Source organism: Flavobacterium cupriresistens (genome assembly GCF_020911925.1).
Classification (GTDB): domain Bacteria; phylum Bacteroidota; class Bacteroidia; order Flavobacteriales; family Flavobacteriaceae; genus Flavobacterium; species Flavobacterium cupriresistens.
The window spans coordinates 213,626-228,332 of the sequence record NZ_CP087134.1 but is presented as its reverse complement, the minus strand read 5'-3'; the positions used below and the strand labels follow the sequence as shown (position 1 = coordinate 228,332).

14 protein-coding genes are annotated in these 14,707 nt (G+C 34.9%); 4 read left to right on the top strand and 10 right to left on the bottom strand.

The annotated features are described in order from the left end of the window. Window positions 1-55 precede the first annotated feature (55 nt). The 10 genes from LNP23_RS01100 to recF form a co-directional block, all read right to left on the bottom strand. Entirely contained in the window at window positions 56-607 is a 552-nt protein-coding gene (locus LNP23_RS01100; protein WP_047774088.1) for an RNA polymerase sigma factor, read from the bottom strand. Continuing rightward, window positions 598-1,704: a glycosyltransferase gene (locus LNP23_RS01095; protein ID WP_230003177.1), complete on the bottom strand. Its 1,107-nt coding sequence runs from the start codon at window positions 1,702-1,704 to the stop codon at window positions 598-600. The genes LNP23_RS01100 and LNP23_RS01095 overlap by 10 nt, the downstream gene beginning before the upstream one ends. A gap of 83 nt (window positions 1,705-1,787) precedes the next feature. After that, complete coding sequence (locus tag LNP23_RS01090) at window positions 1,788-2,402, bottom strand: FMN-binding negative transcriptional regulator (protein WP_047774083.1); 615 nt, start codon at window positions 2,400-2,402, stop codon at window positions 1,788-1,790. Window positions 2,403-2,726: 324 nt separating this feature from the next. Next, window positions 2,727-3,236, bottom strand: a complete 510-nt coding sequence (locus LNP23_RS01085; RefSeq protein WP_047774081.1) for a hypothetical protein — start codon at window positions 3,234-3,236, stop codon at window positions 2,727-2,729. 27 nt (window positions 3,237-3,263) lie between these two features. Further along, the gene (murB, locus tag LNP23_RS01080) at window positions 3,264-4,277 is read right to left on the bottom strand and encodes a UDP-N-acetylmuramate dehydrogenase (protein WP_047774079.1); all 1,014 of its coding nucleotides are present in this window, start codon (window positions 4,275-4,277) and stop codon (window positions 3,264-3,266) included. Window positions 4,278-4,351: 74 nt separating this feature from the next. Next, entirely contained in the window at window positions 4,352-5,905 is a 1,554-nt protein-coding gene (locus tag LNP23_RS01075; RefSeq protein WP_230003175.1) for a rhomboid family intramembrane serine protease, read from the bottom strand. 148 nt (window positions 5,906-6,053) lie between these two features. Continuing rightward, window positions 6,054-7,112 carry a glycosyltransferase family 4 protein gene (locus tag LNP23_RS01070; RefSeq protein ID WP_230003173.1) on the bottom strand — a complete coding sequence of 353 codons (1,059 nt, stop codon included), beginning with the start codon at window positions 7,110-7,112 and terminating at the stop codon, window positions 6,054-6,056. Window positions 7,113-7,373: 261 nt separating this feature from the next. Further along, window positions 7,374-8,051 (bottom strand): DUF2461 domain-containing protein, encoded by a 678-nt coding sequence (locus tag LNP23_RS01065; RefSeq protein ID WP_230003171.1) that lies wholly within the window; start codon window positions 8,049-8,051, stop codon window positions 7,374-7,376. 10 nt (window positions 8,052-8,061) lie between these two features. Beyond that, window positions 8,062-8,760, bottom strand: coding sequence for a thioredoxin domain-containing protein (locus tag LNP23_RS01060; RefSeq protein WP_230003169.1), 699 nt, complete (start codon window positions 8,758-8,760; stop codon window positions 8,062-8,064). A gap of 65 nt (window positions 8,761-8,825) precedes the next feature. Continuing rightward, complete coding sequence (recF, locus tag LNP23_RS01055) at window positions 8,826-9,905, bottom strand: DNA replication/repair protein RecF (RefSeq protein WP_230003167.1); 1,080 nt, start codon at window positions 9,903-9,905, stop codon at window positions 8,826-8,828. A 389-nt stretch (window positions 9,906-10,294) separates the two neighbouring features. On the opposite strand from recF, the gene LNP23_RS01050 reads away from it, so the two are divergent. The 4 genes from LNP23_RS01050 (at window position 10,295) to LNP23_RS01035 (ending at window position 14,679) form a co-directional block, all read left to right on the top strand. Next, a complete protein-coding gene (locus LNP23_RS01050) occupies window positions 10,295-11,074 on the top strand; it encodes a tetratricopeptide repeat protein (RefSeq protein WP_047774067.1) in 780 nt (259 codons plus the stop codon). An 85-nt stretch (window positions 11,075-11,159) separates the two neighbouring features. Further along, the gene (gene ribH, locus LNP23_RS01045) at window positions 11,160-11,732 is read left to right on the top strand and encodes a 6,7-dimethyl-8-ribityllumazine synthase (protein WP_047774065.1); all 573 of its coding nucleotides are present in this window, start codon (window positions 11,160-11,162) and stop codon (window positions 11,730-11,732) included. Between the two features lie 212 nt (window positions 11,733-11,944). Continuing rightward, the gene (mutL, locus tag LNP23_RS01040; protein WP_230003165.1) at window positions 11,945-13,870 is read left to right on the top strand and encodes a DNA mismatch repair endonuclease MutL; all 1,926 of its coding nucleotides are present in this window, start codon (window positions 11,945-11,947) and stop codon (window positions 13,868-13,870) included. Then, entirely contained in the window at window positions 13,867-14,679 is an 813-nt protein-coding gene (locus LNP23_RS01035) for a rhomboid family intramembrane serine protease (RefSeq protein WP_230003164.1), read from the top strand. The genes mutL and LNP23_RS01035 overlap by 4 nt, the downstream gene beginning before the upstream one ends. Window positions 14,680-14,707 lie beyond the last annotated feature (28 nt).

The window sequence follows — 14,707 nt, the reverse complement described above, 5'->3', positions numbered from 1 at the left end:
CACTTTTTTAAGAAAAAATACATGGATATTTCATTCTTTACCGAAAGATAGTAAATTATCTTTTGCGTTCAATGATTTCGGCTAATAATTTTTTAGCGCGTAGTAATTTTACTTTTACGTTGCTTAAAGGCTCATCAATTTTGAGTGCAATCTCCTGATAACTCATTTCCTGAAAATAACGAAGCTGAATTACTTCCTGATAGTGGGGTTTTAATTCTTTGATGCATTGTAGTAAGCGGGACAGGTTTTGCTCTTTAATTAAAGCATCTTCGGCAGACGGAGTGGTGTCAGCGATATTGTAAGCCTGTTGGTCCTCAGCATCAGTGATTTCTATAAAAAGATTGGTTTTCTTTTTACGTAACAGATCAATATAAACATTTTTTGCAATTGCAATTAACCAGGTGTTGAATTGAAATTCCGGGTTGTAGGAAGCAATCTTGTCAAAAGCTTTTGAGAAGGTCTCAATGGTAATATCTTCGGCAGTGGTTTCGTTTTCTGTACGTTTTAACATAAATCCGTACACTTCATTCCAATAAAAATCTAACAAAAAAGTAAAGGCGATCTGATCGCCTTTTTTTGCTTTTTCTATTTTAGAATTTATTTCCAATGTACGGGTTTTGAAAAGATATTAGTTATAAAGATATTAATTTGCGTGAATATAAGCATGATTTCTACAACAGGAAACCAAGCTCTAAGATCTTTTTCTTTCAATTTTGATGCCGAAAATCCAATTACAATCCACGCAATAGTGTAACGTGTCGCCAGCAAAGCCAATACAGCAATCCATTGAAATTGGAAAGCCAATAAAAGGATAACTAATATAAAGAAAAATAATTGTGAGGTATAAAAAAGACCTAACTGAATTTTATCAAAAACTTTGTAATAATTTGCTGTAGCAACATGCCTTCTTTTTTGAGCAAACCATTCTCTGTAAGTTTCTTTTGGTTTTGAGTAAGTGAAACTGTCAGGTGTGTAAGCGATGACTGTGTTGTTTTTGTTTGCTGCCTGATTGACAAACAAATCATCATCACCGGAGCGAATCTGAATGTGTTCAATAAAACCATTTACATTAAAAAACTCTTCTTTTTTATAGGCAAGATTTCGCCCGACTCCCATATACGGAGCCCCGACTTTTGCCCACGATAAATATTGCATGGCAGTAAGAACAGTTTCGAAACGAATGACTTTATTTAACAGAGAACGCTCTATTTTATCATAACCTCCATATCCCAAAACAATAGTTCTGTTCATGGTAAATTGCGAGGTCATTGCTGTAATCCAGTCTTTAGATGCCGGATAACAATCCGCATCGGTAAAGAGTAAGTATTCTTTTTTTGATGCTTTGATTCCTAAGGTCAATGCATATTTTTTATTGCCCCAAAAGGCTTCATTGTTTTCTACTTTTACCAAACGAACGTTTGCGTATTGTTTCTCAAATTCTTCAAAAGCTTCGAGTGTTTCATCACTTGAGGCATCATCAATTAAAACAATTTCAAAATCCGGATAGTTTTGTTCCGCTAATAACGGAATGTATTTTTTTACGTTTTCTTCTTCGTTTTTAGCACAAACAATTACGGAAACCGGAATATTCTTTGGCGTGATACTTTGTGGTTTACCAAAAGCGAATTTTCCAAAAATACCCAGATAATAAGAAAGTTGGATGACAACAACAGCAATAAAAAAGTAAAAAATGAATGTAAGCATCTGATTTTAATGTCTTTTGATTTTTGAATCTTGCGAGTGCAAATGTACTTATGAATTCCTAATTTTCAATGGTTAAAACCAATTTACTTTCGGCATTTTGACATTTCGTTTGCAACAGCAATAGCCTGAGGGTTTTCGGTTTTTTTTAATTCCGAAATTATGTTTTTGTAATTGTGATCATCCCTGTTTTGAGATAGTTTTTTTGTCGCCTGAATTTCATCAATTTCTATTTCAAAACCAAAGATTCCTCTGGCTTCACGCATTGTTTTCGCAGATAAATCTTCCAGACGAATCGGATTCTCTGAGTTGGCTTCGTATTTATCTACTAATTTTTTAAGTCCTTCGAGTGTTACAGTTTCATCCGTGATTTTAATACGGCCATAAACATGTACGGCTATATAATTCCATGTTGGTACATTTTCGTGATCGTACCAGGAAGGCGAAATATAACTGTGAGGTCCTGAAAATACAGCCAAAACCTGGTCGTTTTCTGCAAAACCTTCTGCCTGTGGATTTAATTTTGAGATATGCCCCTGTAAAACCTCTTTTCCGTCAGCGTTAATTTCGAGTTCTATCGGAATATGCGTGGCACATAATTTTCCGTTGGTCTGATTGATCAGAATGCCAAAACTATTCTCTTTCAAAAAAGTTTTGATTGCTTCCGGATCTTCGTTTTTATAGAGCTGAGGTGTGTACATTTTAGTTGGTGTTATCGAGTTAAAAAAACGACCGAAGTAAATAGTTTCAGGTCAGTTTATGTATTTCGTGTAATTTACGATAATTCATTTAATACAGTTTTAGAAAAACAAGCCCTTTTTTTGTTCTTGACGACCGTTCTTAAGTTTCCGTTATGCCGTCACCTTCTTTGACTTTGTTCTCTAATATAAACGGTAAAACGTCGGTCTGACTTCCTTCTGTCATTAAAACAAATATAAGTGTTTTCTTATTGTTTATTCGCCGGTATTACTGTTTTTTATTATTTTGGACTTAAGAACGTAATGAGCGAATCTCTATCGTTGTTTTTAATTTTGAATTAGAGTTTCCTCAGAATTAAATAAACTTGGACTGATGCTTATATATAAAATAAGGACTCCAATTAAAGTAAAAGCTGCTCCTTCAATTAAACATTGTATGGCAAAGTCATTAGAAAACAAGGTTCTAAAGGGATTGAAAAAATGAGAGATTACCTCTCTTCTGAAAAATTTCAATCTCAAAAGAACGTACATTACGATTGCAACCAAAATGGTGTTTAGTGCCGAAAGTTTGTTTTTCCAGTTTAGATAAGAAATGATTAAGATTCCAAATGACAAACCATAAAAGATCCATATGTAAACGTTGGGCCAGAAATTAAAACTCTCTTCTTTTGTTGGGAAAAATCGAGTCCAGTGTTCTAGTTTTTGATAGTGAAAATGATTCTTTGCGAAGAAAATCTCATCGGCTACCGTATAAAATCGGAGTTGCATAATACCATTAACGAAGAAAATCATTCCTAATAATTGAATTAAAACAATTCGTATGTTAAGTTTTTTCATGTAGAAATTAAATTCTTAGACTATTTTTTAAATTACATTTACTTCAGCTTCGATATGAATACCGAATGTTTTGAAAACAGTATCCTGTACCGCTTTGGAAACTGCTAAAATTTCCTGTCCTGTTGCATTTCCGTAATTCACCAAAACCAAGGCCTGATTTTTATGTACTCCGGCATCTCCAAAACGTTTTCCTTTAAAACCCGCTTGCTCAATCAACCAGCCTGCCGGAACTTTTACCTCTGTTTCCGAAACTTCATAAAATTTCATTTCAGGGAATTTTTGATGGATCTTTTCGAAGTCCGATTTTAACAGAATCGGATTTTTAAAGAAACTTCCGCTGTTGCCCAATTCTTTAGGGTCCGGCAATTTGCTTTGTCGGATCGCAATTACAGCATTGCTCACATCCTTCAGGGTAGGTGTAGTAATGTTGTTTTTAGCTAATTCGGCCTGAATATCTCCGTACGAAGTATTAATTTTATGATTGCGTTTGGTTAGTTTATAAATCACAGCTGTGATGATATACTGATCTTTAATTTCATTTTTGAAAACACTTTCTCTGTAACCAAAATTACAATCAGCATTAGTGAAAGTTTTGATTTCCTGAGACTCAATGTTTATCGCTTCACAAGAAACAAAAGTATCTTTGATTTCCGTTCCGTAAGCGCCAATATTCTGAACTGGAGTTGTGCCAACATTTCCCGGAATCAGGGACATGTTTTCTAACCCGCCAAAATTATTTTCAATCGTCCAAAGAACAAAGTCATGCCATGTTTCGCCTGCCTGACTTTCAACCCAGACAAAATCATCATTTTCTTCAATGATTTTTTTTCCTTTTAAATCAATATGAATTACCAAAGCATCAATATCTTGAGTCAGAAGCATATTACTGCCGCCACCCAAAATGAATTTTTTCTGGTTTTTATTTTCTTGTAAAACGGTTTTCAGTTCGGCAATAGAGTGAACGGCAACAAATTGTTTTGCTTTAGCTTCAATACCAAATGTATTGTGTTTTTTTAAAGAAAAATTGGATTGAATTTCCATAAATAAAAAAGGCTTTTTTAGAGAATTAATTCTGAGGCCAAAAGTAAGGATTATAATTTATTTGAACTGCCTTTTTATTTGTTATCGAATTCTGATTTTTTCTTTACTATTGGAGATAAAACAAGGCCAATTATAAAACCGCTCAAAAGACCTCCAATATGGGCTGCATTGTCAATACCGCCGGTTAATCCCATTAATAGATTATAAGCGATAAATATTAAAGTACTGGTCATAAAAACAGTACTAAATTCTTTTGGAAATACCTCTTTTAATAGTAAAGCAAGAAATACCCCATAAAGCCCGAAAATAGCACCGGAAGCACCCACACTAACAGTTGCATCGAACCACCATATACTTGCTAAACTTGCAAGAAGACCAGTTAACAAATAGAGAAGTGAAAATTTGGTTTTCCCTAAAACAGGTTCTAATAAAGCCCCAATAAATAAAAGTCCAAACATGTTTGACGCTAGATGGATTATTCCACCATGAAGAAATGTAGCAGTTAGGAGTCTCCACCATTGCCCATTGATTGTAGAGGGTTTAAAGTTGGCTCCCCATTGCAGTAAATCTTTTCCTTCGAACTGCATAAAACCAAGACCTGAAATAACCATTATAAGAAAAACTATAATGTTAATGTTTACTAAGATTGGTGTTATATAATAGTCTTCTTTTGGAAGGAGAATATCAAAGGCTTCTTTTAGGCTTTTGTTTCTGGCTTTTCCTCTGTTTTTAAAATCGTAAATCGCTCCCGTTTTTAGTTTTGCAAATAGAAGGAAAATTAACGAGATGAAAAGTCCGCCGCTTAATAGGATAAAAAACCACTCTAATTTGTCGCCATTTCTTTTCTCAAAACGTTCCTTATGGGCTTTAAAAATAATTGGTTTTTTAAAATCGTATTGCGTGTTTTTGGTAACAGCATCGTCAAAATTGTCATGATCCTTAGTTTCGCCGATCGCCTCCAGATAAGTGAAATTACTAAAATCGGTATATTTAAATTCTTGGCTTACCGTTTGTGCAAATTCGTTGTGATAATATTTTTTATCATCAGATGAAAGACTGTTGCTTATACTGTGTGTATATTTCTGTCCCAGCCAATATTCACATTCCGTTTTTGAGGTGTCTTTGGCTGTTCTGAAAATGGGTATTGTAACATAAATCTCGATATTGAAAGTTGTATTGCCTTTTCCGCTAAGAGAGGTCATGTTTAGAACGCCAATATTCCTTTTGTCTATGTAACATCTTTTTAAAGTATAATATTTCGTTTTTTCTAATTTCTGTATTTGGTAAATATCTTTAAGGTCGGTTACTTTTCCTGTGGCGGTTGTTAAATACTCTTGGGCTGTAATGGTAGGTATGACAATTATAAGTGCTGCTAAAAAACAAATAAAAGAAGGTGTGTCGTCTTTTTTAAAACGGAGTAATTTTACTCTCGGGTATAAAAAAAAGTAAATCGAAAGGCAGGCTAATCCGATCGGAAGCCAGAATTTTAAAATATCTTCCTTAATAGAAAATAATTCTAGTTGGATAAAAAGGAGCCAGTGTAAAAAAGTATAACCTAGTATAGAACTTATTGTAATTAGTAAAAATGGAAGGTAGATTAATTTAAATTTTTTTGTAAAATCTGTCATTTGGTGTTTCTGAATGGGCAATTTTTGTAATGGTTTTGGGGTAACAGTAAGTTTTTTTAACTGCAGTATTTGTAAAGGCGGTGAGGCTTAGTTTTAAACCTTGCGGCCTTTGCGAAAAAATCCTTGCGAGCCTTGCGGTTAAGTAACGCTACATATCTCGTAAGCCAAGTAATTCATGGTATTTATCTGCAATCATTTTCATGTTGCTATTGTAATTCGCATTTTCCTCAACAAATTTTCTGTTCTGTAGTACAGCCTGATTTCGGGATTCCGGATTTTCAAAAGACCAAATAAGTTCTTCTGCCAGTTTTTCGATATCGTCAATTGTTATTAACTGTCCATTTTTTCGATGTGTGATCCAACTCTGATTTCCGGGAATATCAGAAACTACAGGATAACAATGGCAAGCCATGGCTTCAAATAAAGAAGCAGAAACCCCTTCGGTTATTGGCATGCTGATGTAGATATTCGATTGTTGTAGTAATTTAGGAAGTTCCGTATTCGGGATCCTTCCTGTAAAAACCACCTTGTTTTCTATCTGTAAGGTTGAAGCCAAATCTTTCAAATAAGTCAAACGGGTACCGTCACCAACGATAGTAATTGTAAAATCAATTCCTTTTTGTTGAACAATCGAAAAAGCTTTTAGGATGGAATCGTGTCGGTATTCCGGCTGCAAAGAACGGGTTACGATGGCTTCAATTTTGGTGGAATTTGAAGTTGAAGGAGTAAAAAGAGACAAATCAATACCTTTTGGCAGCACCAAAACTTTGCTCATGTCAACACCAATTTCCTTCATTGAAATGGTCATGACCGGTCCCCAGGCATGAATTAGATGTGCTTTTTTGAAAGCATATTTCTGAATAATTTTTTTTAAAGGCAATAAAACAGAACCCTCAGGCCATAAATCGGTTCTTCCTTGTTGTGCAATGGCGATGGTTTTGGCGCCTGATAAAGCGGCTAAAAAACCGTAACTGGTCGTTCTTTCAGCAATAACCATATCCGGTTTTTCCTGACGAATGATTTTGCGAATGGAAAGAGGAGCAAACAGGTATTCTGCAATACGTTTGAAACGGTTCAGTTTCGTATTGTTTGGAGTTTTAAGCTCCCAGGTGCAAATCTCAAAATCACCAAATTCCTTCAGGCCTTTCATCCAGGTGATAGCGTCGGCACGATAAGATTCGCCAAGAAAAAGTATTTTTCTTTTCATTCAATGCGTTTTAGCCGCGAATTTCACGAATTTTCACGAATTAATTGGTGTTAATTCCTGGAATTCGTGGTAAAAAAATATATGGGTTTAAAATTCATTGGTATTTTTTGCCACAGATTCACACAGATTAGAAAGATTAAAAGGATTTAATTCCTGTTTATGATCTAATCTGTGTGAATCTGTGGCGAAAAATTTATATAGATCTAAATCCGTTTCAAAAAATAATCTGTGTGAATCTGTGAAATTTGTGGCAAGTAAAACTTAAAATTCATCCGTATCTAAAGCACGGTTGATGAATTCGTTTAAAGGTTTTAACGCAATTAGTTTTTGACTCATTTTAGCAACGAAATCTTTTTGAGCCACTTCCTTTATGTCGTATTTTTGAGAAGCTGTAAAACTTTTCAATTTTAAGAATTCAATTGCAGGGTGGTCTTTCTCATAACCACGAGGTGGGTTTTTAAGCGAATTGCTTTCGTTGACATCAAAACTGCCAAACTCTTTTTTGAAGTTTTTGTCGGATAGAATTCCTTCTAAATCATCGTAAAAAAAGGCAATCTCTTTTCTGACTTTTTTTAAATCATCCGATTCAGGGGAATAAAATCCTCCGGCAATAAAACTGGCACCTTTTTCAATGTGCACATAATACCCGGCACGGTTTAAGCCTTTGGTTCCTCCCGATATCCAAACACCCAAATGGGCTTTGTATGGAGATTTGTCTTTAGAAAACCGAATGTCACGATTGATCCTGAAAGTACAATTTTTGACTTCAAGTAACTCTAATGAAGGGTCAAGTGGTTTCATTACATCCAGAAAATCACTTACCAATTGGTGGTAATCTTTTTTGAAAACTTCGTATCTCTTTTTGTTGTCCTGAAACCAATCTCTATTGTTGTTGGCTTTTAGATCGTCTAAAAATTGCAATGATTCTTTCGTTAGCATAGTCGGGAGTTTATTGCAGTTGTTTTTTTAAGTCCTGTTCGCTGATGAAACCTACGTTTCTCCATTTGACTTCTTTTTTCTCGTATAAAAACATAGTCGGAAGTTGGTCTATTTTCATCTCTGTAGTCAATGTTTTGTTTTTGTCCACATCGATTCGAATAATGGTTACCTGATCTCCCATTTCTTTTTGCATTTTCAATAAGTACGGTTCCATTTGTTTGCAAGGACCACACCATTCAGCGTAAAAGTCTACTAAAACTTTTTTATCTGTATTCAGTAATTTATTAAAATCATCCTGAGTCATTCCGATTTGGGCGGTTGATGGTTTAGATAATCCTTCTGCGTTCCAGCTCATGATTCCGCCTTCTAATTCGTAGACTGTTGTAAAACCTAATTCGTTTAGTTTTGCAGCCGCTTTTTTACTTCTTCCACCACTTAAACAATAGACAAAAACAGGTTTTGATTTGTCGTAAGTTGCCGCTTTTGTAGCGAAATCTTCGTCATTCCAGTTAACATTTATAGCATTGTCAATGTGTTCAGATGCAAATTCATCAGGGGTTCTAACGTCTAAGATTTGAGGGTTTTCGGTAGTTTTTATTTTTTCTGTAAATACTTTCGGGCTGATTTCCTCAAAAGAGTTTGTCTGTTTTTGGTTGCAAGATGTAATGGTAAATACAGTTAGTAGCAGTAATGTTGAAAAGAATTTCATGGGACTTGATTTTTAAAATAGTACCGCTAAAGTAATGATTTTTCATTTTTGTATTCTGAATGAAATCATAAATTAAAGATCTTGTAACTCTGATGTGTTGATTTTACAATCGCTTCAGTGCGTTCCGGATGCGTATCAGAAATGAAAAGTTGACCAAATGTTTCGCTGTTGACCATCTCGATGATTTTTGCAACACGACTTTCATCTAGTTTGTCAAAAATATCATCAAAAAGTAAAAGCGGTTTTACACCACTCTGTTTTTTCAGAAATTCAAACTGAGCCAATTTTAAAGCAATCAAAAAGGACTTTTGCTGCCCCTGTGAGCCAAATTTTTTGATCGGATAGGAGTCAATTTCAAATGACAAATCATCTTTATGCACACCGGCACTTGTATAATGTAAAGCACGATCCTTATTGATGGTTTCCTGTAGAAGAGTCAATAAGTCTTTTTCAAACAAATGACTTTCATAAACCAGCTGTACCGTTTCTTCAGAGCCGGTTATCGATTGATGGTGTTTGTTGAAGATAGGGATGAATTGTTCCAGGAAGTCTTTTCGTTTTTCAAAAATAGATTTTCCAAAAACATTTAATTGCTCATTATATATAGATAAGGTATCGTTGTCAAAAACGTGATTGAGTGCAAAATACTTTAATAGCGCATTTCGCTGTACAATTATTTTCTGATATTGTATAAGTTGCTGCAGGTAAGTGCTGTCTAATTGCGAGATCACACTGTCCATAAATTTACGACGTGTTTCGCTACCTTCCACAATTAAATCGCGATCGGCAGGCGAAATGATTACCAAAGGAATAAATCCGATGTGGTCCGAGAATTTATCGTAAGCCTTGCCGTTTCTTTTTAAGATTTTTTTCTGCCCTTTTTTTAAGCTGCAAACAATTTGTTCCGTTCTGTCGTTTTTCTCTAATTCCGCATCAATTACAAAAAACTCTTCCCCATGTTTGATGTTTTGCACGGCCAAGGGATTGAAATAACTTTTTCCGTACGCCAAATGATAAATAGCGTCGAGTACATTCGTTTTTCCAATTCCGTTTTTTCCAACAAAACAATTAATCTTAGTGTCGAAGTCAAAACTGACTTCGGAGAAATTTTTATAATTGAATAAAGAGATTTTGTTTAAATGCATTTTTAAGCTCTAAGGATAAAATTGGTTGTTCTGTAGCAGTACTTTTTCTTTCAGATTCGTTTTTTCTGCCTCCGATTTGAAAGAACTGGTTTGTTAAAACTTCTTTTTGGTCTTTTTAAATCAGTGATAATTGGTGAAATCTGTAGCAAAAACAATAGTTTGAGCAGAGATAAGCCAGGTTTGGAAACCATAAAATTTGAGGGTGCAAATTATCGAAAAATATCGATATAAAAGACTTTTAGTGCTTTTGAGGATGAATTATTTTGTTGCTGAAGTGGAAGGACTTAGGAGATTTGAAATTATTTTTTCTAAAATAGTGATAAAATTGATTTTTTTTACGTCGGTTTCAATAAAAATTTTATTTTTGCCGTTCACTAAATTAATTTTAAATGGCTACTTACAATAAAAGAGGATATAAAGCACCAAAAGAAAAGGAAGTTAAAGAAGTAAATGAGGAACAACAAGTAATCATTGACGAGAAAGACAGCACAACAGCTGGTGTTTTTTCTAAGTTAGATGAAACTGCTTCTAAAACTGAGGATTGGGTTGCTAAAAATCAAAAAATCATTATTGGTTTAGTTGCCGGTATTGCGGTTGCGACAATTGGATATTTGGCTTACCAAAAATTTATTGAAGCGCCTAAACAAGATGAGGCTGCAAACGAAATGTTTGTTGCTCAACAAAATTTTCAAAAAGCAACAGACGGTGTAGCTAGTGATTCTTTATACAAATTGGCATTAAACGGTTCTGAAGGGAAATTCGGATTTGTTAAAATTGCTGACGAATATTCTGGAACTGATGCCGGAAACTTAGCAAACTACTATGCAGGTATGGCTTATTTGAATACAGGTAAATTTGACGATGCTATTAAATATTTAGGGGACTTTAAATCAGAAGATTTGATTTTAAGTGCTTTGGCTAAAGGAGCAATCGGAGATGCTTACTCTCAAAAAAATCAACAAAAAGAAGCTTTAAGCTATTATGTAAAAGCGGCTGAATCTAATAAAAACGATTTTACAACACCTCGTTTCTTGCTAAAAGCCGGTAAAACTGCTTTGGCTTTAGGTCAAAAAGAAGATGCTTTAAAGTATTTTACAGACATCAAAGAAAACTTCGATGCAACTCCGGAAGCTGCTTCTGTTGATGTATTGATTGGATTAGCACAATAAAAATATTAGAATGTAGATTTTAGATTGTAGATTTGTATTTCAGAATCTGAAATCTAAAGTAAAATCTAAAATCTTAAATATAAAGATGGCTACCGAAAATAAAAATTTATCAGAATACGATAAAAACACAATCCCAAATGCGAAAGACTTTCGATTTGGGATTGTTGTTTCTGAGTGGAATGAAACGATAACAGAAGGACTTTACAATGGTGCATTTGATGCCCTGGTTGATTGTGATGTTCCGGCTCGACAAATTATCCGTTGGAATGTTCCGGGAAGTTTTGAGCTGATTTATGGCGCAAAAAAAATGCTTCAGACCCAAAATGTTGACGCCGTTATCGTAATTGGATGTGTAATCCAAGGAGAGACGAAACATTTTGATTTTGTGTGTGAAGGCGTAACACAAGGAATTAAAGATCTGAATGTTCAAACAGATATTCCGGTTATTTTTTGTGTTTTGACTGATAATACCATGCAACAATCTATTGACAGAAGTGGCGGAATTCACGGAAACAAAGGAACAGAAGCGGCAATTGCAGCTATAAAAATGGCCTATATCCGTCAACAAGCCTCTATGTCACATCCGTTCAATCAACCTTTGTTATCTTCAGGTGCACTTCAAATTGAAGAAACACAAAAAAAGATAGAGAAAAAATAAAACACAATCGTTTTAAAAATACTAAAACCTATACTGTGTAAAAATAGTATAGGTTTTTTGTTTTTTTTATGAGTTTAGATGCTCTGAATCACCATCAAAATTCATTAAATTTGTACACCTTGGTTTTTAAAACCAGATAAAATTAACAATATCAATCTGAGATTTTGCAGTTGGCTGAAATCGAGGACAGAACCTTAAACCCAAATTTCTTAATGTCGAGTATTATTCAATTACTTCCTGATCACGTTGCTAATCAAATTGCTGCTGGAGAGGTGGTTCAAAGACCCGCTTCTGTTGTAAAAGAGCTATTAGAAAATGCTGTTGATGCAAAAGCAACCGACATTAAGCTAATTATTAAAGAGGCCGGAAAGGCGCTGGTTCAGGTTATTGATAATGGTATGGGAATGAGTGTGACCGATGCACGTTTGTGTTTTGAACGTCATGCAACTTCTAAAATCCGTCAGGCCGAAGATTTATTTTCGCTGCATACCAAAGGTTTTCGTGGAGAAGCATTGGCTTCTATTGCCGCAATTGCGCACATGGAAATGAAAACCAAACAAGATCAGGAAGAACTGGGAACGCATATTGTTATTGAAGGCAGTAAGTTTGTTTCTCAGGAAGTGGCTGTTCTGCCAAAAGGAACTTCATTTGCTGTTAAAAATTTATTTTTTAATATTCCTGCCCGACGTAATTTCTTGAAATCAGATACGGTTGAATTTCGCCATGTTATGGATGAGTTTCAGCGTGTAGCCTTGGCGCATCCAAATATTCATTTTACTTTTTATCATAACGGCAGCGAATTGTATAATTTGCCGGCTGCGGGATACCGTCAGCGAATTGTAGGGATGATGTCCGGCAAAACCAATGAAAAATTAGTTCCGGTAAACGAAGATACAGAGATTATAAATGTTCAGGGATTTGTTTGTAAACCTGAATTTGCTAAGAAAAACAGGGGAGAGCAGTTCTTTTTTGTAAACGATCGTTTTATAAAAAGTGGTTATTTGCATCACGCTGTAATGGCGGCTTATGACGGACTTTTGAAAGACGGTTCGCAACCCAGTTATTTCTTGTACCTGCAAGTTCCGCCAAATACAATCGATATCAACATTCATCCGACCAAAACAGAAATCAAGTTTGACGATGAACAAGCTTTGTATGCTATTTTAAGAGCGTCAATCAAACATAGTTTAGGGCAATTTAATGTGGCTCCTGTGCTTGATTTTGATCGGGATTCTAATTTAGATACGCCTTATCATTATAAAGATTTAGAAGGCGAAACGCCAACCATTCAGGTAGATGGTACTTTTAATCCGTTTACAGACGACAAAACCAATCAGCATTACTCTAAATTCAGTTCAGGATCCGGTTCTTCCGGTAGTTCAGGTTCAGGATCGGGTTCGTATTCCTCCGGTTCAGGTTCTTATTCCGGATATTCTAAAAGAGTAGAGCCTACCGCAAGTTGGGAAAGTTTGTACGTTGGTTTAGAGACGGAAAGTATAGAAAGCTCTCCTTTTACTTTCGAAAATGAGGAAGTTACTTCGTCTTTGTTTAATGACGAAGATGTAGAGCAAGCCATTCAGAAGACTTATCAAATTCATAAAAAGTATATCGTTTCTCCTATAAAATCGGGAATGGTTATTGTCGATCAGCAACGCGCACATCAGCGTATTTTGTACGAGCAATTTTTGTTGAATATGACCGTAAATCAAGCTTCCAGTCAGCAATTGTTGTTTCCGTTGGATTTGTTTTATTCATCAGCAGAAATGGAATTGATCGAAGAATTGAAACCTTCCTTAGAAACAACCGGTTTTGTTTTTGACGCAGCAAAGGCGGATCATATTGTGATTTCCGGTATTCCCGTGAATATTACAGAAAGTGAAGTTTCTCTTGTAATCGAACAATTGTTAAGTGATTTGCAAGACGGAATTCCGGCAAGTAGTTACAGTCAGAATGATACCATTGCCAAATCAATGGCTAAAAGTTTAGCGGTTAAAACCGGGTCTTATTTAACCGAAAAAGAACAGGATAATCTGGTTAACGGATTGTTTGCCTGTAAAGATCCCAATATTTCACCTTTTCAGAAACCTACCTTCATCACGATGCGTGTTGAGGATATAGATAAAAAGTTTGCCTTATGATGAACATGACTCCCGTAGTAAAACAGTTATTGATAATAAATATTATCTTTTTTATAGGATCGCAAATTGTCCCGATTTCTTATGACTATCTGGCACTTTTTTATCCGGAGAGTACCAGTTTTAGGGTTTGGCAGCCGATTACACATATGTTTATGCATGCTAAGTATCCGAATTTGATGCATATTTTGTTTAATATGTTTGCATTATATAGCTTCGGTTCTGCATTAGAGCATTTTTGGGGTGGAAAGAAATTTCTATTTTTCTATATTTCATGTGGTTTAGGTGCGGCGCTGTTGCATACTGCTGTGAATTATGTACAATTGCATTCTCTTTTAGATTCAGTTGCTAATTTAAATTTATCAAAATCTGAGCTCCAATTGATTTTAAATACAGATTTTAAATTTTTATTTAATGCTGACGGACAAATGAATCCCGGTGCTGTTTCTACTATTTTGAATAAGGTACATTGTACACAAGAACAGTTTAATATTCTGGCTCAGGCTAATGGAATTACAGGATCAACTGTTTTAGGAGCGTCAGGAGCTATTTATGGTTTATTAACGGCTTTTGCTTTTATGTTTCCTAATGCAGAACTGGCATTGATGTTTATTCCAATTCCGATTAAAGCAAAGTATTTTGTTCCGGGAATTTTGGCTGTCGACTTGTTTTTAGGATTTAAAGGAAGTTCTATATTTGGCAGCGGAGGAACAGGAATTGCGCACTTTGCTCATATTGGTGGGGCAATAACCGGTTTTTTAATGATGTTGTATTGGAAAAAGAATCAATTTAATAAGAATCGTTGGAATTAATTTTTAATTTTAATATCGAAAAATAGAA